This window comes from Auritidibacter sp. NML120636 (genome assembly GCF_003185945.1).
GTDB lineage: Bacteria > Actinomycetota > Actinomycetes > Actinomycetales > Micrococcaceae > Auritidibacter > Auritidibacter ignavus.
Genome location: NZ_QHLO01000008.1, coordinates 54,554 through 77,554 on the forward strand (window position 1 = coordinate 54,554; position 23,001 = coordinate 77,554).

Annotated in this window: 21 protein-coding genes; 12 read left to right on the forward strand and 9 right to left on the reverse strand. The window is 60.5% G+C overall.

Annotated features, from left to right (window positions below):
• Window positions 1-33 precede the first annotated feature (33 nt).
• Window positions 34-1,716, reverse strand: a complete 1,683-nt coding sequence (locus tag DCC25_RS08100; RefSeq protein WP_110101290.1) for an ABC transporter ATP-binding protein — start codon at window positions 1,714-1,716, stop codon at window positions 34-36.
• Window positions 1,713-1,991, reverse strand: coding sequence for an ABC transporter permease subunit (locus DCC25_RS11635; protein WP_233487983.1), 279 nt, complete (start codon window positions 1,989-1,991; stop codon window positions 1,713-1,715). Before DCC25_RS11635 ends, DCC25_RS08100 begins: the two co-directional genes overlap by 4 nt.
• On the opposite strand from DCC25_RS11635, the gene DCC25_RS11640 reads away from it, so the two are divergent.
• A complete protein-coding gene (locus DCC25_RS11640; protein ID WP_233487985.1) occupies window positions 1,963-2,553 on the forward strand; it encodes a hypothetical protein in 591 nt (196 codons plus the stop codon). The two genes, DCC25_RS11635 and DCC25_RS11640, sit on opposite strands and share 29 nt — an antisense overlap.
• Here DCC25_RS11640 and DCC25_RS08110 read toward each other — a convergent pair.
• From DCC25_RS08110 to DCC25_RS08125, 4 genes are read right to left on the reverse strand one after another with little or no spacing between them, the layout of a single operon-like run.
• The gene (locus DCC25_RS08110; protein WP_110101291.1) at window positions 2,481-3,431 is read right to left on the reverse strand and encodes an ABC transporter permease; all 951 of its coding nucleotides are present in this window, start codon (window positions 3,429-3,431) and stop codon (window positions 2,481-2,483) included. The two genes, DCC25_RS11640 and DCC25_RS08110, sit on opposite strands and share 73 nt — an antisense overlap.
• Window positions 3,428-5,026, reverse strand: coding sequence for an ABC transporter substrate-binding protein (locus tag DCC25_RS08115; protein WP_110101292.1), 1,599 nt, complete (start codon window positions 5,024-5,026; stop codon window positions 3,428-3,430). The genes DCC25_RS08110 and DCC25_RS08115 overlap by 4 nt, the downstream gene beginning before the upstream one ends.
• On the reverse strand, window positions 5,023-5,472 hold the full coding sequence (locus tag DCC25_RS08120; protein WP_110101293.1) for a TetR family transcriptional regulator C-terminal domain-containing protein: 450 nt from the start codon (window positions 5,470-5,472) through the stop codon (window positions 5,023-5,025). The genes DCC25_RS08115 and DCC25_RS08120 overlap by 4 nt, the downstream gene beginning before the upstream one ends.
• A 6-nt stretch (window positions 5,473-5,478) precedes the next feature.
• On the reverse strand, window positions 5,479-5,844 hold the full coding sequence (locus DCC25_RS08125; RefSeq protein WP_110101294.1) for a TetR family transcriptional regulator: 366 nt from the start codon (window positions 5,842-5,844) through the stop codon (window positions 5,479-5,481).
• Between the two features lie 87 nt (window positions 5,845-5,931).
• On the opposite strand from DCC25_RS08125, the gene DCC25_RS08130 reads away from it, so the two are divergent.
• The 4 genes from DCC25_RS08130 (at window position 5,932) to DCC25_RS08145 (ending at window position 10,298) form a co-directional block, all read left to right on the forward strand.
• A complete protein-coding gene (locus DCC25_RS08130) occupies window positions 5,932-6,591 on the forward strand; it encodes a thymidine kinase (RefSeq protein ID WP_110101295.1) in 660 nt (219 codons plus the stop codon).
• Window positions 6,592-6,739: 148 nt separating this feature from the next.
• Window positions 6,740-8,032, forward strand: coding sequence for an adenylosuccinate synthase (locus tag DCC25_RS08135; protein ID WP_110101296.1), 1,293 nt, complete (start codon window positions 6,740-6,742; stop codon window positions 8,030-8,032).
• A 34-nt stretch (window positions 8,033-8,066) separates the two neighbouring features.
• Complete coding sequence (gene thrC, locus DCC25_RS08140; protein WP_110101297.1) at window positions 8,067-9,482, forward strand: threonine synthase; 1,416 nt, start codon at window positions 8,067-8,069, stop codon at window positions 9,480-9,482.
• 15 nt (window positions 9,483-9,497) lie between these two features.
• A complete protein-coding gene (locus DCC25_RS08145; RefSeq protein WP_110101298.1) occupies window positions 9,498-10,298 on the forward strand; it encodes a carbon-nitrogen hydrolase family protein in 801 nt (266 codons plus the stop codon).
• Window positions 10,299-11,188: 890 nt separating this feature from the next.
• On the opposite strand, the gene DCC25_RS08150 is transcribed toward DCC25_RS08145, so the two are convergent.
• Window positions 11,189-11,833, reverse strand: a complete 645-nt coding sequence (locus tag DCC25_RS08150) for a MerR family transcriptional regulator (RefSeq protein WP_110101299.1) — start codon at window positions 11,831-11,833, stop codon at window positions 11,189-11,191.
• An 86-nt stretch (window positions 11,834-11,919) separates the two neighbouring features.
• Between DCC25_RS08150 and DCC25_RS08155 the strand changes: the two genes are divergently transcribed.
• From DCC25_RS08155 to DCC25_RS08180, 6 genes are all read left to right on the forward strand, one after another.
• On the forward strand, window positions 11,920-12,435 hold the full coding sequence (locus DCC25_RS08155; RefSeq protein ID WP_146206436.1) for a DUF2306 domain-containing protein: 516 nt from the start codon (window positions 11,920-11,922) through the stop codon (window positions 12,433-12,435).
• A 53-nt stretch (window positions 12,436-12,488) separates the two neighbouring features.
• Window positions 12,489-13,022: an SRPBCC domain-containing protein gene (locus DCC25_RS08160; RefSeq protein ID WP_110101301.1), complete on the forward strand. Its 534-nt coding sequence runs from the start codon at window positions 12,489-12,491 to the stop codon at window positions 13,020-13,022.
• Window positions 13,015-13,545, forward strand: a complete 531-nt coding sequence (locus tag DCC25_RS08165) for a TetR/AcrR family transcriptional regulator (protein ID WP_110101302.1) — start codon at window positions 13,015-13,017, stop codon at window positions 13,543-13,545. The genes DCC25_RS08160 and DCC25_RS08165 overlap by 8 nt, the downstream gene beginning before the upstream one ends.
• A gap of 533 nt (window positions 13,546-14,078) precedes the next feature.
• The gene (locus tag DCC25_RS08170) at window positions 14,079-14,891 is read left to right on the forward strand and encodes a thiamine pyrophosphate-binding protein (RefSeq protein ID WP_110101303.1); all 813 of its coding nucleotides are present in this window, start codon (window positions 14,079-14,081) and stop codon (window positions 14,889-14,891) included.
• A 297-nt stretch (window positions 14,892-15,188) separates the two neighbouring features.
• Entirely contained in the window at window positions 15,189-17,600 is a 2,412-nt protein-coding gene (locus DCC25_RS08175; protein ID WP_110101304.1) for a YPDG domain-containing protein, read from the forward strand.
• The gene (locus DCC25_RS08180) at window positions 17,572-20,043 is read left to right on the forward strand and encodes a YPDG domain-containing protein (RefSeq protein WP_110101305.1); all 2,472 of its coding nucleotides are present in this window, start codon (window positions 17,572-17,574) and stop codon (window positions 20,041-20,043) included. Before DCC25_RS08175 ends, DCC25_RS08180 begins: the two co-directional genes overlap by 29 nt.
• A gap of 185 nt (window positions 20,044-20,228) precedes the next feature.
• On the opposite strand, the gene DCC25_RS08185 is transcribed toward DCC25_RS08180, so the two are convergent.
• Together DCC25_RS08185 and DCC25_RS08190 are read right to left on the reverse strand one after the other, a co-directional pair.
• Window positions 20,229-20,744, reverse strand: a complete 516-nt coding sequence (locus DCC25_RS08185) for a CoA-binding protein (protein WP_110101306.1) — start codon at window positions 20,742-20,744, stop codon at window positions 20,229-20,231.
• 18 nt (window positions 20,745-20,762) lie between these two features.
• Window positions 20,763-22,061, reverse strand: coding sequence for an O-acetylhomoserine aminocarboxypropyltransferase/cysteine synthase family protein (locus DCC25_RS08190; protein WP_110101307.1), 1,299 nt, complete (start codon window positions 22,059-22,061; stop codon window positions 20,763-20,765).
• A 171-nt stretch (window positions 22,062-22,232) separates the two neighbouring features.
• On the opposite strand from DCC25_RS08190, the gene DCC25_RS08195 reads away from it, so the two are divergent.
• A complete protein-coding gene (locus DCC25_RS08195) occupies window positions 22,233-22,961 on the forward strand; it encodes a hypothetical protein (protein ID WP_146206437.1) in 729 nt (242 codons plus the stop codon).
• Window positions 22,962-23,001: the final 40 nt, after the last annotated feature.

The window sequence follows — 23,001 nt, forward strand, 5'->3', positions numbered from 1 at the left end:
TGGCCACCTGTAATGCTCAGCCCAGCTGGAGTGTTACAGCTGGGGTAGGTCGTCGAGTAGATGTCGGGTGTAGGAATGTGACGGGTTGTCAAGGACGTCATTGACCGGCCCGTGGTCGACAATTTCGCCCTGGTTCAACGCTGCCACTTGCGTGGCGATGTGTCGGGCCAGGGCGATGTTGTGTGTGACGAAGAGTAGGGCCAGCCCGCGCTGGTGGCGCAATTGGTTCAACAGGGCCAGGATGGAGGCTTGCACGGAGACGTCCAGGGCTGAGGTGATTTCATCGCAGACCAGCATCGAGGGTGCGTTGACCAGGGCGCGGGCGGTGGCTGCGCGTTGGCGTTCCCCTCCGGAGAGGTCTCCGGGCCGGCGGTCGTAGAAGCTGGGATCCAGCTGGACAGCTTCTAGGGTTTCTTCCACCACAGCCCGGTGTTGGGAGGAAGGTAGCCGCTGGGACATCCGCAACGGTACGGTCAGGGATTTCCCGATGGATTGGCGCGGGTTTAGGGAGGAGAAGGGCGACTGGAAGATGTACTGGATGTCTTGGCGGGCATCGAGGCTACGCTTGCGGGCCCGGTGTTCCAGTGCCTGGCCCCGTAGCTGGATGGTGCCGGTGTAGTCCGGGTTGAGCCCGGCGATCGATCGGGCCAGGGTGGTTTTACCGGAACCGGATTCGCCGAGTAATAAGGTCGATTCCCCGGGATCGATGGTGAGGTTGATTCCCTTGAGCACCTCATGGGACCCGTAGGACATCCGCAACTCCCGCACAGCCAGCAGGTGTTGGCTGGGCCCGGATTTCTCCTGCGGTTGAGACTGTCCCTGGGCGGCGGTGGAAGGCTCGGTGATCGCGGGCGCCTGGTTGGTTTCGGTGAGATTTTTCTTTCCGGCTAGATCGGGTACTGCCCGCAGGAGGCGTTGGGTGTAGGGGTGGTCGGGTTCGTTCAGGATTTTGCGCCAATCGCCGATTTCCACCAGGTCACCGCGTAGCATGACCGCCACGCGGTGGGCCAATTCGGCGACCACCGCCAGGTCGTGGGTGATGTAGAGCGAGGCCACATCGTGGCGGGCGGTCATTTCCCGAATGGTGTCGAGCACGTGGGCTTGGGTGGAGACATCCAGCCCGGTGGTGGGCTCATCGAGCACCAGCACGTCGGGGTTCATAGAGAAGGCCATGGCAATACCGATGCGTTGTTGTTGGCCGCCGGAGAGCTGGTGTGGCCAGCGACGCTGGTAGGAATCATCATCGGGCAAACCGACATCGCCTAAGACCTGGGCGACTCGCTGGGCGCGCTCGGAGGAGCTGGAGCCGTAGCCGTGGATGTCGAGTACTTCCCGGATTTGGTCGCCCACCCGCATGGCCGGGTTAAGGCTCAACGCCGGGTCTTGGGGGATGTAGGCGATGCGTTCGCCACGCAGGGCTCGAATGCGGTCATCGGTGAGTTCAATGACGTTGATTGGAGTTTCGCCAGTGCGTGGGTAGAGGGTGATCTCGCCACCGGTCTGGGCTAGCCCGGTGCGGAAGTGGTTCAGACAGGCAAGCCCCACGGTGGTCTTACCGGAGCCGGATTCTCCGACCAGGGCGAGGATTTCGCCACGGTGTAGATCCAGGTCCAGGTCGTGAATGATCTGGTGGCCGGTGCCGGTGGCGGAGACGCTCAGCCCCCGGATGGTGAGCACCACGGTGTCAGTTGCGCTGGTGGGATGGTCGGGACTCATCGGTTGGCTACTTTCTCCGCGGTGGTCTCGGGGGTATTGGTCTTCGTGGCCAGTCGGGAGGCCTTCACCGGCAGGGCGGTGGCACGTGCCAAGGCGTCGGCCAGCAGGTTGGTGCCGATCGAGTAGGTCAGGCGTAGCCCGGCTTCCACGGCCAGCGGGCCGGTGATGTTGGGGAAGATCTCGCGAACCAGGATCTGGGTACGCGGGACCGCATAGAGTTCGGCGGCGCGGATGTAGTCTTCGGACGTGACTGCCAGCGTGGCAGCCCGGGCCACCCGGGCGATGCGGGGGGGCGTGGGTGAAGCCGATGACCAGGATGAGCACCAGGGCGGAGGGACCAAAGATTACGATGGCCAGCATGGCCAGAATCAGTTGGGGGAAGGCCAGCACCACGTCGTTGACGCGCATGATGATCGCGTCGGTGATCCCACCGGCGTAGGCGGCAATCATACCCAACAGGGCGCCGAGGACCAGACCGATGGCGGTGGCGGCCGCTGCGCACAGGAGCAACAGGAGCCCGCCCCCCACGAAGCGGGAGAGGACCGACCGGCCGAGATTATCGGTACCCAGCAGCGCGTCGTTGGTGAACGGCAAACCGACGAATTCGGTGGTGGAGTATCCGGTGATCTCCGGGGCGAAAAAGTAGCCGACCAGGGCAATAAGCAGCACCAGGCCAGTGAGGATGACACCGATTTTGCCTTCGGGTTGAGCCCAGATGCGGGCCATGAGTGGGTCGGGTTTGGAAGCGGAGGTTTTCAGCTGGCTCATGAAGCACTCCTGAGCTTAGGGTTGGCCAGAATGCCGACGATATCGGCGGCGAGGTTCACCAGGACGTAGACCACGGCGATCAACAACGAGATGGCTTGCACGACTTGCACGTCACGATAGGTGACCGCATCGATCAGCGCCTGGCCCAGGCCGGGGTAGCGGAACAGGTACTCGATCACGACCACACCGCCAGCCAACCAGGCTAACTGGATGGCCACCACCTGGGCGACCGGTCCGATCGCGTGGGGCAGTGCGTGACGGAACACCACTCGCCGTTCGGGCACACCTTTCAGGCGGGCCATTTCCACGTACCCGGAGTCCAGGGCTTCGATCATGGTGGTTCGGGTCATGCGGGCAATATACGGGCTGACCACCAGCAACAGGGCCAGGGTGGGCAGAATCAGCTGGGTGGGAAATTCCCAGACCCGTTGATCCGGTGGGTTCATGGTCACCGCCGGCAAGATTTGGAACACCGAGGTGGCAAACAGGGTCACCAGGCCGATACCGATGACGAACTCGGGCATGGCGGCCAGGGCCAGGGAGATCCAGGTGATGGTTTGGTCGCGTTTCTTCCCGCGGTGTCGTGCGGTATAGATGCCGACACCAATTCCGATCGGGATGGACAGTACGGCGGCCAGTACCATCAGCACCAGCGAGTTCACCAGCGGTTCGCCCAAGTATTCGGAAATCGGCCCGCCGGTGGAGGTGGAGGTGCCGAAGTCGCCGGTGAACAGTCCACCCAGCCACAGGAAATATCGTTCCCAAGCGGGCCGGTCGAGGTTCATCTCGGCTTCCAGGGCGGCGATGCGTTCGGGGGTGGCCTGTTGGCCCAGGATGGCGGTGGCCGGAGAACCCGGCAACAGCAGGGTGGCGCAGAAGACCACGATGGAAACTGCCAAGAGAATCAGCAGGCTGATTCCCAATCGTCGCACAATCAGCTTGGTCATGCGTTCACCTCAGCAATCCAGGCCCGCTGGAAGTTACAGCCAGACAGGGGCAAGCCGGTGGCATTTTCTTCAAAACCCATCACATATTTCTGCATCGCGTCGACCTGGTTGGAGAAGCCCCAGATGATGTAGCCACCCCGGTCGAAGAATTCTTCTTGGAGCTCGGCAATCTTTCCTTCGCGTTCGGCGTTATCGGCGGTGGCTTGGGCTTCGGAGACTCGGGCGGCGAAGTCGGGACCCTCCCAGTGGGTTTCATTAAACGGTGCTGTGTCCGTGGCGCATTGGTCTACCTGGGCGAGGAAGTTGCGGGTGTACCAGAAGGACTGTGAGAAGGGATAGTGCAGGTAGTTACCGTCACCGTAGAAGGTGGTGGTGTCGACCTGGTGGAGATTGGCCGTAATTCCGGCGGCTCGGACTTGTTCGGCTAGCACCTGCGCGGCCCGGACCGCGCCGGCTTGGATCTCGCTGGTGACCAGATCCACCTCGAGCCCGTCGGGGTAGCGGGCCTCCGAGAGGAGCTGTTTGGCTTGTTCGATGTTTTGTTGACGCTGTTCGAGGTGGTCCGGGTACCCCGGGTCGTAGAAGGCGAACATATCGTTACCAAGCTGGCTGTGACCGGAGAACACCTGGTTGACCATTTGCTCACGGTCGATGGCCAGTCGCATGGCCTGGCGGACTTTCACATCGTCGAATGGGGCGGTATCGACTCGCATGGTAAACGGGAGCCACATCCCGGTCTCGGAGTTCAACACCTGCAACCGCTCATCGGCATCCACCACCCGGGTTAGGGTCGGGTTGATTTGGCCGATGGCATCGACCTGGGTGGAGAGTAACGCGTTGAGCATGGCGTCTTCTTCTTGGAAGTTCACCAGCTCGACCCGATCCAGGTGGGCGGGAGTATCCCAGTAGTTGTCATTGCGGTTCAGGGTGGTGATCTGACCGGGTTCGAATTCACCGAGCGTAAAGGGGCCGGCCCCGATGGGGTCGCTTGGATCGTAGTCTTCGGGGACGATGCCCATCTGGTACTGGGAAAACGCATCGTCGAGCTCCGCATCCGGGGTGGAGAGCTTGAAAATCAGGGTGCGTTCATCGACGACCTCCATGCTGTCGATGACTTCCATCATCGAGGCCCCGTTCTTTGGATCATCAGGGTTGCGCACCCGCTCGACGGTAGCAATGACATCTTCGGGGCGGACCGGCCGACCATCGGAGAACGTCACGCCCTCGCGTAGCACTAGCCTCCATTCGGTGGCGTCGTCGTTGACCTCCATGGACTCCGCCAACCGGTATTCCAATTCATAGTTGTCGTCCCGGCGCAATAACCCCTCGTAGAGGTTGATCACCCGCGCGGTGTCTCCGGAGTTCACCGGTGCGTGGGCGTCTAACGAGTCGGTTGCTGACCCGCCGGCGAGCCCAACTCGCAAGGTGCCACCTTGAGTAGGCGGGCCGGAGGTATCCACCTGGGTGACCGGGGGTGCGCTACAGGCTGAGAGCACGCCGAGCGCGCCCAGGCCAAGAGCCCCGCCTAACAGCTGGCGCCGATTCAGGTGCAAGCCTGCCGGGCGGGGGTCGGGGATGCGGTGATGGTGGTTCATAGTGAGGAATACCCCGTGGTGGTGTGATGATGGTGATAGGTTTCGGAAACCATATGGCCCAAGATGAGCTGATCGGCCAGCGTCACGGCCCGATCGGCGTCAAGTCCTCCGGTAATCACCCGGATGCCCAGCCCGTCGATCAAAGCAGCAAAGACATCGCGGAGTGCATCGACAGGGGTATCGACCAGGACATGCTGGTCTTGACCGGTCTGAATGAGCGTGGTGACGGTGTCGAGCCAGCGTTGGTAAGCGGTGGCGTTGACTTCTTTAGCATCCGGGAAGGCGGGGGCAGCCGACCAGAATTGCACCCAGGTGGCCCATTCCAGTCGAGTACGTTCAGTGGTGGGTAACTGGGTGCGGGTCAGCGATCGCAGTGCCTGAACGGGGTCGGTGATCGCCAGCGACCGTGCCTGGGACTGGGCAGCTAACTGGCTGCAGTGGTGCAACGTCGCTCAGAAGATGGCGTTCTTATTCTCGAAGTAGTACAGCACCGCGACCGGGGACATGGAGGTAGCCCGGGCGATATCGTCGATTTTCACGGTGGAATATCCGCGGGAAGCAAACAGTTCCCAGGCAGCAGCCACCACCGCTTCGCGCCGAGAGCACTGGGTGTTGGTGTCCTGGCGGGTGGGGAAGGGATGCGAGGAGGTATCTGTGCCATCGCCCAGAAGCCAGTCCACGCTCACACCGGTTAGTCGCGCCAGCGCATGCAGTTCGGTGGCCGAAAATTTGCGCACCCCGGCTAAAGATTTGGAGAGTTTGGATTCATCGAGACCCATCTGCTGGGCCAGGCGTGAGTCACGCAGTAAACGTATCACCGGCTTGCGGTGATCGCAATACTTTGATTCACATTCAGGGGCAATCGCAATATCGGGATTGTTCCCGGGCGACTAGAGTAAAGCTCCGTGGCTCAACTGTATTTCCGTTATGGCGCAATGAACTCCGGCAAATCCACCGCGCTCTTGCAGGCAGCGTTTAACTATGAAGAACGTGGCATGCGCGTGCTGGTGACCAAACCTGCGGTGGACACCAAGGGTGCCGATCAGATTGTCTCGCGTCTGGGTGTGGTGCGCACGGTGGATTTCCTCGTATTGCAGGGAGCCTCGTTGCGGGAGAGCTTTGCGCAACGAGCCTCGGGCCGCGACCCGTATTCCTTGGTGCCTGATTTGGACGCGGCCAGCCAGCCGGTATCATGCTTACTCATCGACGAGGCTCAGTTCCTGAGTGTCGAACAGGTCGAAGATGCGTTGCGGATCGCGGTGCTCGATGATGTACCCGTGTTGGCCTACGGGATCCGGACTGACTTTCAAACCAGATCATTTCCGGGAGCGCGCCGACTGTTTGAATTGGCCCATAATATTGAGGAGCTAAAGACCATCTGCCGATGCGGTCGTAAGGCTCTGTTTAATACCAGGAAACTAGGTGACCGATTTGTCTTTGATGGCGCTCAGGTGGCCATCGACGATGACGATGGTTCTCAGCACACCAATGTCACGTATATCTCGCTGTGCGCTCGCTGTTATCTAAAAGAGCGGGAGCGCTCGGGGATACCGGAGCTGTCATAAAGCCCTTGGGGCCCACTGTCCGCCCGAGCTGGTGACCTTGCTCGCCTGATAAACTAGGAAGGTAGGGTTCTCAGGCCAAGGTGTCGGTCGGGAACGTTTTCTATGTTGAGGGCTCGTCCTGCGCGTCCTGATCAGGAGAGATGCAACTATGCCAGCTATCGCAATCGTCGGCGCCCAATGGGGAGACGAAGGCAAAGGCAAAGCAACCGATCTGCTCGGTGGAATTGTTGACTATGTGGTCAAGCCCAACGGTGGCAATAACGCTGGGCATACCGTGGTGGTTAACGGTGAGAAATTCGAACTCAAGCTCCTGCCGGCCGGTATTCTCTCTCCGAATGCGACCCCGGTGATCGGCAACGGGGTGGTGATCAACCTCGAAGCGCTCTTTGAGGAAATCGACGGACTTCAAGCACGTGGTCACGACTGCTCGCACCTGAAGGTCTCTGCCAACGCTCACGTGGTCGCCCCGTACCACCAGACCCTGGATAAAGTCACCGAGCGATTTTTGGGCAAACGTGCGATCGGTACCACCGGTCGCGGTATTGGGCCCACCTATCAAGACAAAGTTGCCCGGCTGGGTATCCGGGTCCAGGACCTCTACGATGAATCGATTCTGCGTCAGAAAATCGAGGGCGCACTGCGGCAGAAGAATGAGCTACTTGTCAAGCTGTATAATCGCCGGGCCTTTAGTGTTGATGAGATTGTGGAATACTTCGATCGCTTCGCTGAGCGACTGCGCCCGATGGTGGTGGACTCGGTGATCCTGCTCAACGAAGCATTGGACCATAACAAGGTCGTGCTCATGGAAGGTGGACAGGCCACCTTTCTCGACGTTGATCACGGGACCTACCCGTTTGTCACCAGCTCCAACCCCACCGCGGGAGGAGCTTCGGTGGGTGCTGGAATCGGACCCACCCGGTTCACCCGCACGCTGGGAATTATTAAGGCCTACACGACCCGTGTGGGTGCCGGACCGTTCCCGACCGAGCTGGATGACGAGATGGGGGAGCGACTACGCACCAGTGGCGGCGAGTTCGGGGTGAACACCGGTCGTCCCCGTCGGACCGGCTGGTTCGATGCGGTCATGGCCAAGCACGCCTCACTGATCAATGGGTTTACCGACTACTTCCTCACCAAGCTGGATGTGCTCACCGGCATCGACCAGATTCCGGTCTGTGTCGCCTACGATGTCGACGGCGTCCGGCATGACTCGATGCCGATGACCCAGACGGATTTCCACCATGCGGTCCCCATTTACGAGTACTTCCAGGGCTGGCACGATGACATCTCTCAGGCACGGAGCATTTCTGATCTCCCCGAGGCTGCTCAACGCTACGTGCATGCTCTCGAAGAGCTATCGGGCACCAGGATCTCCGGTATCGGTGTGGGGCCGGGCCGCGACGAAGTGATTCAGGTCCGCGACTTGGTTTGGAACGACTAGCCACCACAACACGAAAGAGTTCTGCGAGGTCCCGATGCAGTATGTTTCCACTCGTGGCGGGATGGACCCCGCCAGCTTCTCCGACATTCTCTTGGAAGGCCTAGCCCCCGACGGTGGGCTGGTGATGCCCACCGAGATTCCGGTGATCGACCAGGTCACTATCGAATCCTGGCGTGAGCTGAGCTATCCGCAACTGGCACGAGAAGTCATCGGCCGGTACTGGACCGAGACCCCCACGAACGACCTCGAACAGATCGTCACCGCCGCCTATGGTGACCAGTTCTCCAGTAACCACGTCGTCCCCCGGACTCAGATTGGGGACAACACGTGGCTTTTGGACCTCTCGCAAGGCCCCACGCTGGCTTTCAAAGATATGGCGATGCAATTTCTGGGTGAGGCGATTCCATACGTACTGACCGAACGAGGTGAGACCCTCAACATCTTGGGGGCGACCTCCGGTGATACCGGCTCAGCTGCTGAGCACGCCTTTGCTGCCAAACCGAATGTGGCGGTGTTCATGCTCTCCCCTCAGGGGCGAATGTCGGCATTCCAACGTGCTCAGATGTATTCGCTGACCGATCAGAACATCCACAATATTGTGGTGGATGGAGTCTTTGATGATTGCCAGCACATGGTCAAACAACTCAACGGCGATCTCCCATTTAAGCGTGCCAATACGCTCGGCACCGTCAACTCCATTAACCTAGGCCGGTTGGTTGCCCAATGCGTCTACTACTTCTGGGGGTGGCTCCGCGCCACCGATGAGCACCCCGGTAGCACCGAGCCGATCGACGTCACGGTTCCTTCCGGAAACTTCGGCAATATCTTCTCTGGGCAACTCGCCCGGCTCATGGGCCTGCCCATCCGTCGACTGGTGTTGGCCACCAACGAGAACGACGTGCTGAACGAGTTCTTCCGCACTGGAGTTTATACCCCGCGATCGGCTCAACAGACCGTGGCCACCTCCTCACCGTCCATGGATATTTCGAAGGCCTCGAATCTGGAACGATTGATCTACCTGGTCCTGGGCTCCGATCCGATTAAACTCTCTGGCGCTTTCCAGGCGCTGGATGACGTGGGAACACTCGATCTGTCCCGCTATCAACCCCGGTTTGCCGAAGAGTTCGGGATGGTCTCCGGTGCCTCCACGCACGCCGACCGGTTGACGGCCATCCGGCAGACCTGGGAGCACGCGCATGTGCTCATTGATCCGCACACCGCTGACGGCGTCACCATCGCCGAACAGTATCGGGATGACTCGGTGCCCATGCTGGTGCTGGAAACCGCCAAACCGGAAAAGTTTTCCGACACGGTCGTCGAAGCTATTGGTCAGGCACCGGAGTTGAGCGAGGACCTGCAGAACATGTTAGAACGCGAGCAACACATCATCGAGATCCGCGACAACGTTGATCAACTACGCGACTACATTGCAGAACACGCTGTGCGGTAGAAAGGTGGCAAGGCGATGGTCACAGTAGCGGTTGCACAATTTGGGCCAACAGCCGATGTCAATGACAACCTGAGTGTGATCAAACGGCTGATCACCGAAGCATCCCAACGCGGGGCCAGACTCGTGGTCCTGCCGGAAGAAGCGATGCTGGCCTACCGCCTGGTCGAAGGATCTCTGGCCGAAGCGGTTGCCACAGCCTGGCCCGTGTTTGTCGAGCAACTGTGCGGGCTAGCTCAGCAACATGATGTGCATGTGGTGGCCGGAGGGTTCGAACCGTCCGCAACCGGCAAGCCTTTTAATACTCTGCTGGTCGTCAACGACCGGGGTGAGCAGGTGAGCACCTATCGGAAACTGCATCTCTATGATGCCTTTAACAATCGTGAATCAGACGAGATCTCTGCCGGTGACCAAGGGGTAGTCACCGTGGATCTCGAAGGCATCACCTGGGGTCTGCAAACCTGTTACGACATCCGATTCCCCGAGGTCGCTCGCGCGCTGACACTACGGGGCGCTCAGGCCATCATCACCCCGGCAGCATGGTTTGCTGGCGAACACAAGAAAATGCACTGGCAGTCACTGTTGACCGTCAGAGCGATGGAGAACACTGTATGGATACTCGCCGCGGACACCGTTGGGACCGACACGATCGGCTATTCCAGTATCGTCGATCCCTTGGGCGTTGCAGTAGCGGAGCTCGGTGTTGAGCCGGAAGGCGTCGTGCTGGCGGAGGTGAGCACAGATCGGGTGGCGGAAGTGCGCTCGATAGTACCAGTCTTAGCCAACCGACGCACGGATGTGACCGATCTCAAGAATTAGCGAACGCCCATGTCACCAAGGTATTTAGGGTCACCTGAGTAGAATTAACAGGAAATTGTCAGCTTAAACCCTAGACTCGCCCTGTTCGTCACCTTAGACTCAAAAGTACCTCATCAAGGTGCGAGTGATGACATAAGCCCCCGTCCGATTATCACAGCGTTCCCCTCACGCTTCGGACGGGGGCTTGTTGCTGTCTTTTCTACACTCTTCAGGCGCGATTGACTTCGAAACGGCCCGGGACCTGTCGGTAGTGGTTCAGGGTTGGTGGGTTCGGTGGGGCGGGTGGGGTTTCCCGGTATCTTGGGGAAGTTAGGTGGCAGACAAGAGGTTACTTAACGGTAGTTTTTGGTGTTACTGTGGCCCTGGCATTGGGGTGTGTCCGGTTGCTGGGCGTTCCAGGAGATTCATCACATTGAGCACCTGCGTTGGGGGTTTGCTGTGCGTCGGCGCGGTGTTCTCTCGCGGGATGTGTGACTATTTCCGCGAAGAGAAAGAGACGTGAGAGAAATGTCTAAAGCATCGAAGAATGGTGTTGGCTGCTTTTGCGGCTTTTGCGTTGCTTGGTGGTGGTGTCGTGTGTGGCGTGGCCCGGGCGGATGTGGCATCTGCAGACCAAAATCAGCCCTCGGACACTAGCAATACGGGGGATGAGAGTCCATTACGCCTCGTTGAATAGATCCTTTCTGGAGCTTTTCTGACAAATTTGAATGGACTGTGCTTAAGCCCGGTGAGACTAAGACGCTCCCGAAGCTGAGGGGTTCGGTTCCAAAGGGCGGGTGGGGTGTGGTGCGGGCACGGGGGAGTGCATGGTGGGGATCATGGCATGGGAGTGTAGCGTGAACAACACTGATCTGCGGCGACAGTCCGTTCACGAGCACATGAATTCTGTGTCACCGGTCCGTGTGCTCACCGGCCCGCGCGATGCTGTGCGAGGTCTGGCCGAGCTGCAGGAGCGCGAGCACGAGGCGTGAGTACCGGTGGGTGCCGACGGCCACATGCATCGCCATCCGGTCCCGGGATCCGGAGACGTCGAGATCGGAGCCGGAGATCATGTCGACGGCTGCCCCGATGAGCTGCAGATACTCGTCGCTGACCTCCAATCCCAGCTCCGTCATCTCCGCCACCACCGAGGTGGCCGCTGCCCGGGCGGCGCTCGGCGCGTCCGGCCAGCCCTGGGCTTCCATGACCGAGGTGACCCGCGCCTCGGCGGCGGCCGTGCGCGCATCCGGTGCAGCCGGCGAGTCAGCGGAGAGCGGTGGCAGCCCGCCGCCGAGGATCTGGGCGGTCTGCATGACATCGAGCATGCTCGCCAGTGGGTCGTCGATGACGGCGGTGAGCGTGCCGATCTGCTCGATCGACAGGCCGACGAGCTGCCGAAGCGCGGCGATGAGCTCTAAGCGCTCGACGTGGGAGTCGTCGTAGACCGCGGTCGTCTGGTTCCGCTTGGCTCCAGGCGGCAGGAGGCCTGCGCGCAGGTAGTACTTGATCGAGGCTGTCGAGGTGCCGGTGGCCGCTGCCAGCGCGCTGAGCTTCACTTAGCTCTCCTTGGCGGTCGGATACTGAATCGGGGTGTGGCTATCCACGTTGCACACACTTGGACAACGTCACTATCTTACCGAGTATGGAGACCATCCCGCTCGCCGTTATCGTCCATGCCAGCGCGGCGTTCCTCGTCCTTATCATCGGCCCCGTCAACATCTTCCGGCCCCGCCGCGACGCCGTGCACCGGGTGCTCGGGCGCACCTGGGTGGGGCTCATGTACCTCACCTGCGGCTCCAGCTTCTTCTTCGGCCTCGAGGACGGCTTCACCTTCCTCCACGGGCTCTCGGTGTTCACGACGGTCACCGTCACCCTCGGGGTCTGGATGATCGTGAGCGGCAGTAGGCGCGGGCACATCGGCAACATGGTCGGCTCCTACATCGGCACCCTCATCGCCTTCGGCTTCGCGGCCTTCGTGCCCACCCGCCTCATCTGGACGACAGCGGTGACCAGCCCGGTCGCGCTCGCCGCCTTCGCCGGTGCGCTTGCGCTCATCGCAGGTGCGTGGTTCGCCGTTCTCAAGGCCCGCCTCGGCAGCGGTGGAGGGAAAGGCTCGCGAAAGGGCATTGCGGAGGGGCCTCGCCAACCAGTAGGCTAACAATGTTAGCCAGTAGTGGCTGACGCTCACCCGCACCGATCGGAGTCCCCGCCATGACCGTCGCCCGCATCATCGCCATCTGCCTGTCCATCCCCCTCATCCTGGTCGCCGGCATCTTCGCCTACAGCCGCCTCAACCCGGTCTCGATCATCGTCGTCACCGAACTCGACGCCTCACCTGATGAAGTGTGGACGGTGCTGGCCGACACTGAGCGCTACAGCGAATGGAATCCCTCGATTATCGAGAGCTCCGGCACCGTCGCCGCCGGTGAGAAGCTGCACAACACCGTCATCTTTGCAGACGGCACGATGACCTTCACCCCCACGATCCTGACCGCCGAACCCGGTCGCGAACTGACGTGGATCGGGCGGATGTGGGTCCCGGGCCTGGCTGATGGCGAGCACTCCTTCCGGCTCGAAGCGCTGCCCGGCGGCGGCACCCGGCTGACCCAGCAGGAGACCTTCACCGGTGTCGTCGTGCCGTTCATGACGTCGATGCGTACTGACCTCGAAGCCGACTTCGCCGAGGTCAATGAGGCGATCGGGCAGCGGGCCGCCGATCTGCGGCAGACTGGTGCCCATGACTGAGATCCCGATCAAGCTGCCGACGCGTAGCCCGCGCCAGACCGAGATCCTCGTCGCCGCACGCCGCCGCGTCGAAGCCGCGGGCTGGGAGGCGCTGAGCATGCGCATGCTGGCAACCGACCTCGGGATCCGCGCCCCGTCGCTGTACAAGCACCTGCCGAACAAGGAGGCGGTGCGCACCCAGCTGCTCATCGACGCCTTCGCCCGGATGGGGCAGGCATGCTGGCGGGTGATCGAGACTGAAGCCTCGATCGACTTACTGCTGCGCGCCTACCGCGCCACCGCTGCCGCGTCACCGGAGCTCTACCGGCTGGCGACGAGCGGGCCGCTCGACCGGGCTGCGCTGCCTGAGGGTTTGGAGGAGTGGTCCGGCCGGCCGTTCTTCGTCGTCACGGGAAACCTGGTGATCGGACAAGCACTGTGGGCGGCCACCCACGGGCTCACGATCCTCGAACTCGACGGGCGACTGCCGCCCGGCAGCGACGTCGATGCCGCCTGGGAGGAACTCGCCGAAGCGTTCAAGTGAGCGGATCTGATCGAGCGGATCTGACTGTTCGGATCAGCGCGCCGCCTGCGGTGCCGGCCGAGAGCCAGCAGGACTGCCAAAGCTTCGGCTGGGATGGTGACATCAAGACCGGTGCACTCGCGGAACAGCCGCAGCCGAGGTAGACGAGCACGGTATCGATGACGCGCTCACGCTCATCAGCGGCGAGGGTCGCCAGGCCAGCCTGGATCTCTGACCGCCGCTGGGGAACATCTCCGTCAGGTGCTCGTTGAGGAACGGCACCCACACCTCGCGCTCTGTCGCCCACGTCCCGGGTTCGGCGACCCGGTGCGTCAGCGGGCGCGGGTCAAAGGTAGGCGCGCTGTGCGTATGACGAGTACTCCTCGAGGGTCTTGAGCACCTCCTCGGCATAGGAGAGCAGGCGCGGTGCATCGGCCGCATCGGAGCAGCCGGACAGGCGCGCGTGAGGCGCGGCCGTGCACTCGACTGGCTGTGCCTCGGTAGGATCGCTGCAGGCCATCCGCTCACCGTTTCTGACGAGGAGAGAAGCCTGGATGACCTCCGAACCATCCATGCCCGCAGGCCGTAGCGCCGGCCACCTCATGGTCGAACAGCTCGTGCGCGAAAGCGTCGAGCCCCTCTACAGCGTGTCCGGTGAGAGCTTCCTCGACATCCTCGACGGCCTCTACGACGCCCCGATCACCAACGTCGTCGCCCGCCACGCAGGTGGCTCGGGATTCATGGCCCTGGCCGAGGCGCGCCTGACCGGCAGGCCCGGCGTCGTCATGGTCACCCGCGGACCGGGTGTGGCGAACGCGATGATTGCCATCCACACCGCCTATCAGGACCAGACGTCGCTCGTGATGTTCGTCGGCCTTATCCCCATCCCCGACCGCAATCGGGAGTCCTTCCAGGAATTCGACCAGCATGCGTGGTTCGGCTCCACGGCGAAGAAGGTTCTCGTCCTCGACGACCCGGGCTCCGCCGGCGAACTCGTCTCCGATGCCATGCGCATGGCTGCCGGCGGACGGCCCGAACCGGTCGTCATCGGCGGTGACGGCTGGCAAGACGGCTGTGGAGCCGAGCTGGCCGCCTGGTGTGTAGCCCACGGGGTGTCGGTGACTTCCGACTTCCGCGTCTATGATGCGATCCCGGCCTCCAGCTCGGCCGCCATCCTCCCGGCTCTGACCGCCGAGGTGCCGGCCACCTCGGAAGCGGAAGCCCGCCGCACCCGACTGGAGCGGATGCGCAGCGAGCACGAGGCCTTCTCCACCGCCCGCGTCGACCGCGGGCTGGGCCGTCCACCTGCGGCGGTGACCGGTCCCGAGGTTCTTCGGAACCACACGAGACCGGCCACCGGTGTTTAAGACCCCACTTAGCGTTCAGGGGCAGCAATTCGGGTTCCAAGTGGCTGGCTTCTTGATCACGGTCTCAAGAGGTGCACATATGCCACTGATCTTCTGCAGGACTTGGGTTATTTGTTGTAACGAAAGATAACTAGATAGTTGTACGCCGTGGTATTCTGAGCGGTAGGTGACTCTATGGTCGGTGACAGCGGCCGCAGGGTCTATCATCACGATCACCTTCAGAAGGTTTTTCCGTGCGCGTGCACGGCGTTCTGTGGTGTGGTCACGTTTTTTCTCGACAGAAAGTGACTAGCCGTAATGACTGAGATTTCCAAAAACTCTGCGGGACAGTGGCCAGCTTGGCGGCGCGGTGCCATGGCTGCCTTTACCGCTTTTGCTTTGGTTGGTGGTGGCGTTGTCTGTGACGTGACCCAGGCCACCGTGGCGCGAGCTGATCAAGCGGACGCTCCTGCAACAGACGCTCCCGCAGCAGGAGAAGACGCAACCACCCCCGCTACCGGCGAAGACGTCAGTGACGCCATTGTCCCCAAGAAAGTGAACCCTGAGGGTGCGACAAATCGTTACCCGCGGGCGACGAATCCGCAGGGTACTCGTCCGGCTCCGGTCGCTAGTGAAGTCACTGGTCCGGTGGATGCGGATGCGATTGCTGCTGGTCGAGTTCGTACTTATGGTCAATTCGCTGACGTCACCAACCGTGGCTCGTTGGGGACCTTCTCAGGTCGTTTGTACTACAGCAATGGTGTGTCTTTCGACTCCAGTAACTCTGGTGCGGAGGCGTTGAATGATGTGACTCTGTACTTGCAGTGGATGGATAAGGACTCGCCTGCTAGCCCGGTGTTCACCGCGAAGACGCACAAATTGGCCGGTACCGACGGGGCTTTCGGTTTTGGTGATCTGAACTGGGTTGATGAGAACGGTACCTTGCACGTCTACGAGCCGATGAGCTTGATTAACGATGTGCGGATCAAGGTGTGGGTTGCTCCGGGCCAGACTGGTCCCGGTGGGGGTGAGTTGAAGGCTATCCGTCAGGGTCCGGGGATGATGAACGGCTTCATGAACCCCGGCCGTGATGGTCACTTTGGTTCCTTTACCACCGAACAGTTCTCCACTCAACGTGGTTCGGTGTGGGTTTATGAGAAGCCTGAGGGTGCGGATCCTGCTAGCTACCTGACGACCCCGCGTGATCAGTGGAAGATCGATAACGAAGGTCCGGTGCCCACGCCGTCCAACACTTCCGGTGTGGGTGGCAACGGCCCCAACATGGTTTCTGGCCGTGTTTGGTGGGAATCGGGCGAACCTGATCTTTTCGTTCCTTTCCCGACCCGCGCCGGTGAGAATCCTGCTCCCGGTACTCGGGTGGTGATGTCGGTGCTGACTGCGGAAGGTCGTTCGGCTATTCGTGGTTTGGGTAATCTGCCTACGGGTCAGCGGCTTCAGCAGCAGAAAGCGTTGTTGGAAGCGAATCCGCAGTATATTAAGCAAACTGTGGTTGCCCCGGTTGGGGACAATGGTCGGTACACGGTGCGTTTCGATCAGCCTATCCCGAATGCTGACGCGTTGTATGGTTTCGTGATTAATACCGACGATGAGATTGTGGCTGGTTACACGCCGTGGACTGTCCCGGCGTTTGGTGATCCGAATGATGGTACTCACACCGCGGCCTTCTGGCAGCCGGCTCGTGGCTCCTCGTACAACGTGTACTTCGCGCTGGTGCCTGACCCGAACCGTGCTGACATTTCGCTTGATCACGACACCGGTGCCAACACCGCCGGTGTTGGTGATGTGGTGACCCCGAGTGTCAATACCGTATTCTACCCCGGCCAGAATTACGCCATCCGCTGGGTTGATGAGAACGGTAACCAGGTCGGTAATGACTGCAAGATTACCTCGGCTGCTGAGGCTGCCAACTGCACCTTCACGGTACCCGAAAATGCTGAGCCTGGAACCGTTTACCGGGCGCGGTTGATCATCAACGGCAACATTATGGACTCGGCAGCTTTCCGCGTCACTGAATACGCAGAAACGCTGGACCCTGCTTATGAGAATGCTTCTGGTGCGCCGGGTGAGCAGGTAACTGTCCCGGCACCGACCTACAAGAACAACCAGGGCCAGGATGTTTCGGCCCCAGCTGGTACAAAATACGCCCTGCGGGACGACGCCCCCGAGGGGGCGACCATCGATGAGAACACCGGTGAGATCACCTACACGATTGCAGAGGATGCACGAAATGGGTCCTCGATCGATATCCCCGTCGTGGTGACTTACGCTGATGAGTCCGTTGACCACGTGACCGCCACGGTGAACGTGGTTGAGCCTGGTGTTGTGTCTTACCCGGATGTGACTGTGGGTGATGATGGGGATCGTCAGGTGTCTGTGGATCCGGTGATTACTGATGCTGAGGGTAACCCTGCTGAGAAGGGTGAGGGTGACCGGTTTGAGTTCGGTGAGTTGCCGGATGGATTCGTGAAGGATCCTTCTGATGAGTCGGGCAATACCATTATTTGGAATGGTGGCACTGAAGATCCTGCTGATGACATTACGGTGGTGATTGATCCGGAGACGGGTCAGATTACCGTGGATGCTGGTGAGGATGCTGATACCCAGGGCCCGGTTCAGGTTCCGGTCCGGGTTGTGGATCAGGATGGTAAGCCCACGTATGAGGGTTCGGTGACCATCGACGTTGATCCGAAGGCTCCGGCGCAGGCTTGAAACCTTCGAGCCCGCATATGAGAACGCTTCTGGTGCGCCGGGTGAGCAGGTAACTGTCCCGGCTCCTTCGTTCACCGATGCTGAAGGTAAAGAGGCCGAGGCTCCGGAGGGGACCTCGTTCCAGGCTGGTGAGAACGCTCCTGAGGGTGTGACCATCGATGAGAACACTGGTGAGATCACTTTCACTGTTCCGGAGGGTGCTACCCCTGGTGAGACCATTGAGATTCCTGTGGTCGTGACCTACCCGGATGGTTCCACCGATGAGGTCACGGTGACCGTGACGGTGGATGAGCCGGACAACGGCGGTGGCCAGGAGGACACCCTGGCTGACATCACCACACCGACGTGGGAGAACGGTACCGTTGAGCCTGGTGGGTCGGTAGATATCCCGAATTCTGGTGACCAACTGCCGGAAGGCTCCAAGGTCGAGGCCACTGCCGATGCTGAAGGTTGGAAGGTGTCGGCCACCGATGATGGTACCCTCACCGTCACCGCACCCGAGGGAGCTGCTGACGGTGACAAGACCACTATCGAGGTGACCGCGACCTACCCGGATGGTTCGCAGGATGTTGAGAAGGTCACCGTGACCGTCAACGACCCCAATGGTGGTGGCGACGATGAGGAGGACGGTACCCAGGCTGATGACATCACTCCATCGTGGGTGAACAGCCAGGTTGCTCCCGGTGAGTCCGTTGAGGTTCCGAACACGGGCGAAGAGATTCCGGAAGGTTCCACCGTTGAAGCCAGCACTGATGCCGAAGGCTGGCAAGTTTCGGCCACCAACGACGGCACTCTGACCGTGACTGCACCGGAAGGTGCCTCGCACGGTGACAAGGCTGTGGTGACTGTCCAGGTCACCTACCCGGATGGTTCTGTTGACACCGAACAGGTCAGCGTCACTGTCGTTGACCCGGCTGTCGGTGATGACGATGACAACAACAACCAAGCTGCTGAGGTTCAGCCCAACTGGGATAACCAGGAAGTGGCGCCGGGCGAGTCGGTGACTGCGCCGAATAATGGTGATGCGTTGCCAGAAGGCTCTGAGGTCGAAGCGACTTCTTCCCAGGATGGCTGGAACGTGACCGTCGGCGATGATCACGGGATAACTGTCACTGCTCCGGAGAATGCCTCCACGGGTGATAAAACCACGATCACGGTAACTGTGACCTATCCGGACGGTTCCACTGACACCGAGACCTTCACCGTGACCGTCAATGACCCGAGTGGTGATAACGGTGGTGAAGAACCTGGCAGTGACCAAGCGAGCGAGGTAACTCCGAACTGGGACAACACCACTGCTCAACCAGGTCAGACTGTTGAGGTGCCGAATAACGGTGACGAACTGCCGGAAGGCTCTCAGGTCGAAGTTGCGTCCGATCAGGACGGTTGGACCGTTGAGGTTGGCGAGGACGGTAGCACTATCAAGGTGACTGCCCCAGAAGGTGCCACCTCGGGCGACAAGACCGAAATTACCGTGACCGTGACCTACCCGGATGGCTCCACTGACACCGAAACCTTCACCGTGACCGTGACCGAGCCATCTGATGGTGGTGAGGGACCTGGTGAGCAGGAGAAGCCGAACTGGGGTGACGCTGAGGGTGAGCCTGGTGAGCGGATCGTGATCCCGAATGAGGGTGGCGAGGTTCCTGAGGACACCACTGTTGAGGTGGAAGGCCCAGGACGTGCCTCGATCGACGAGGACGGCAACCTGGTTGTCGAAATCGATAAGGATGCGAAGCCTCGTGACACCATTGTGGTGGTCGTCAAGGACAAGGACGGCAACGTGATCGATGAGATCACCGTGACCGTGACCGAGCCATCTGATGGTGGTGAGGGACCTGGTGAGCAGGAGAAGCCGAACTGGGGTGACGCTGAGGGTGAGCCTGGTGAGCGGATCGTGATCCCGAATGAGGGTGGCGAGGTTCCTGAGGACACCACTGTTGAGGTGGAAGGCCCAGGACGTGCCTCGATCGACGAGGACGGCAACCTGGTTGTCGAAATCGATAAGGATGCGAAGCCTGGTGACACCATTGTGGTGGTCGTCAAGGACAAGGACGGCAACGTGATCGATGAGATCACCGTGACCGTGACCGAGCCATCTGATGATGGCGGTGCTGGTGACGGTGGCGACAAGCCTGGTGACGGTGGCGACAAGCCTGGTGACGGTTCCGGTAAGCCTGGTGATGGCGGCGCTGGTGACGGTTCCGGTAAGCCTGGTGATGGCGGCGCTGGTGACGGTGCTGGTGACGGTTCCGGCAAGCCTGGTGATGGCGGTTCTGGTGACGGTGCTGGCGATGGCGCTGGTTACGCCTCCGATGCGTCGAGTGACCACAGTGACAAGCTGGCTTCGACTGGTGCTGGCGTGCTGGGCGCGTTGGGTCTGGGTGGTCTGCTGGCTGCGGCCGGTGGCCTGTTGGCCCGTCGTCGCAAGTCTGAGGACTAAGACTCTGCGCTGCTACTAGTGGTGTAGTTACTGGCGGTGGCCGGTCCCGGGTTCTTCGGAACTACACGGGACCGGCCACTGGCGTTTTTAGGCGTCCACGACGGGCGTGACGGTGTGGCATAAACGATGAGGGGCTTTCACACGTGTGAAAGCCCCTCATTGTGGTCCCTTGCACGAATCTGGTTCTATCGATCTAATTCCTGGCGGCGCGAAGAGATGACCCCGGTGTTGAAACCAGCGAGGTTCAGCCCGCCGTGGAAGCGAGCGTGTTCAATTTTCACGCAACGGTCCATGACGATATTCATGCCATACGACTCGGCCAGGTGTGCCGCCTCTTCATTCCAGATACCCAGCTGGAGCCAGACGATCTTGGCCCCGACGTTGTGGGCATCTTCGACAACCGCGGGAGTGTCTTCGGGTTTTCGGAAGACGTCGACGATATCGGGTACGACGGGCAGTGCCTCGAGGCTCGGATACACCTTGTGGCCCAAGATTTTCCCACCCTTCTCCGCGAGAACCGGGTTGATGAAATACACATCGAAGGTGGTGGAACTAAGCAGGTAAGTCGCGACAAAGTTGGACGCACGGGAGGGCTTATCCGAGGCGCCCACGATGGCAATGGACTGGCTCTGACGAAGCAGACTCAAACGTTCCGGAGCCGAGGGGCCGGTCCAGGTGCGGTCTGGCAATGCTGTGCTCATGATGGTCCTTTCCTGGAGTTAGTGGCTTGCACCATCGGTGGCGGTGGTTAACGCTTGGTCAAGATCCCAGATAATGTCGTCGACGTCTTCGATCCCCACCGAAATACGAATCAAATCATCCGGAATACCGGCAGCAGCCAATTGTTCATCTGAGAGTTGCTGGTGCGTGGTCGAACCCGGGTGCAACACCAGCGTTTTAGCATCGCCAACATTCGCTAGATGGGATGCCAACTGAACGCTTTGGATGAAGGTATTTCCGGTGTCGCGACCTCCCTTCACCCCGAAGCTGAAGACCGAGCCGACCCCTTGTGGCAAGAGCTGTCTCCCCCGTTCGTAGTACGGGTTGTCGGGAAGCCCCGCATGGTTGACGTAGCTAATGCGCGAGTCCTCGTTCAGCCATTCGGCGACCTGTTGTGCATTAGCAATGTGCGCGTCCATGCGCTGTGGCAAGGTCTCAATCCCTACCATCAGTTGCTGGGCTGACTGCGGTGCCAGGGTAGGGCCAAAATCGCGCAGTTGCTCGTTGCGGACTTTGGTCAAGAACCCGTATCCGCCGAAGTTGCCCCACCAGCTCAGTCCGTTATAGGACTCCACGGGTTCGGTCATGGATGGGAAGTTGCCGTTATCCCAGGGGAAGGTGCCGTGCTCCACCACGACTCCTCCCAAGGTGGTGCCGTGGCCGCCCAAGAACTTTGTGGCGGAGTGGATGACAATATCGGCGCCGTGCTCGAACGGGCGAATCAGATAAGGAGTGGTCAGCGTGGAATCTACCACCAAAGGAACCCCGTGGTGATGGGCCACCTGCGCGAGACCGGACAAATCCACGATCGTCGATGAGGGGTTCGACACGATCTCGGTGTAGACCGCTTTCGTATTGGGCTGCATAGCCGCTTCAAAGTCGGTGGCCTCCGTGGAATCCACGAAGGTGGTCTCGATGCCGAAACGACGCAACGAGACGTCCAACTGGGTCACCGTGCCACCGTAGAGTCGCGATGAGGCCACAATGTGGTCCCCGGCCTGAGCCAGTGCGGCGAATACCACGAACTCTGCGGCCATCCCCGACGACGTCGCTACCCCGCCGATACCGCCTTCCAAGGAGGCCATCCGTTCTTCAAACGAGGCCACCGTGGGGTTGGCAATGCGTGAATAGATATTGCCGTATTTCTGCAGGGCAAACAGGTTCGCGGCATCCTCGGTGGATTCGAAGACGAATGAGGTGCTCTGATACACCGGGAGTGCACGCGATCCATGCACCGCATCGGGAACGGTTCCGGCGTGCAAAGCACGGGTGCGGAACCCAAATTGGCGTTCAGCCATCGTCGTCCTTCCATTTCAGGTCACTAGTGCAGATCACTGCATGAGGGGTCTGTTTCTCTTCTTGTCTATTGTTCTCGCGCTCCGGGGAGAATGCGACCTTTATGACTCATGAGGTCACCTAGACTAGAGAGAGCTTGGCTGAGGCCAACCAGATCAGTGTGTGAGGACTTGATGAGTGAAATGCAATCGACGAGCGAGCGCAAGAACTTTTGGGTCACGGGCAAAGGCGTGCTCACCATTGCGCTGATCGCTATCGGCATCACGGCCATCATCATCTTCGGTGTGGTGCGTGCGGTCGGCCCCGATGCCGAGGGCGTGGGGCAAGAGGCCACCTATACCGGCGAAACCACGGATTCGATCTGTGGGCTCGGCGGTGTCGCGCGTGAAGGATCCATTGGTAGCACTCCCGACGCTGACTGGGAAAACCACCGCAATATTTTCTTCCCCGTCTCTGAGCAATACGGGCCTGGTCAGCGCAATGATGACGGGGTACCTAGTTGTTTTGAGCATTCACCACGGGGCATGATGTTTGCTGCCGTGTCATATACCGCCATGCTGACGAACCCGGACCGGTTCGATGACACCGCGCTCGCGATGCCACTGGGACCCGGCGTTGATACCGAACAGCACAGCTCACAGATGGTCGATGAGGTGCGAGAGCGTTTCGCTGGCGAAGACTCCGCGATCGGTGGTTTTCGGCTGGTCCGCTACGACGGTGACGCTGGGCTGATTGAGGTCGCGGTCACCAGCTTTGACGGCACCCACACCACTCGAGCCTCGTTGTTGTTAGCGATGGAGTGGGTCGATGGTGATTGGAAAATCGTCGGTGACCTGGATGAGCAACCCGTTGAGATCAGAGACTTGCAGGACCACATTGGTTTCCAGCAATTTCGTGCCTAAGACCTCGTCGCACCCCGGCGGTGACGTCGCGAGTAGCCTC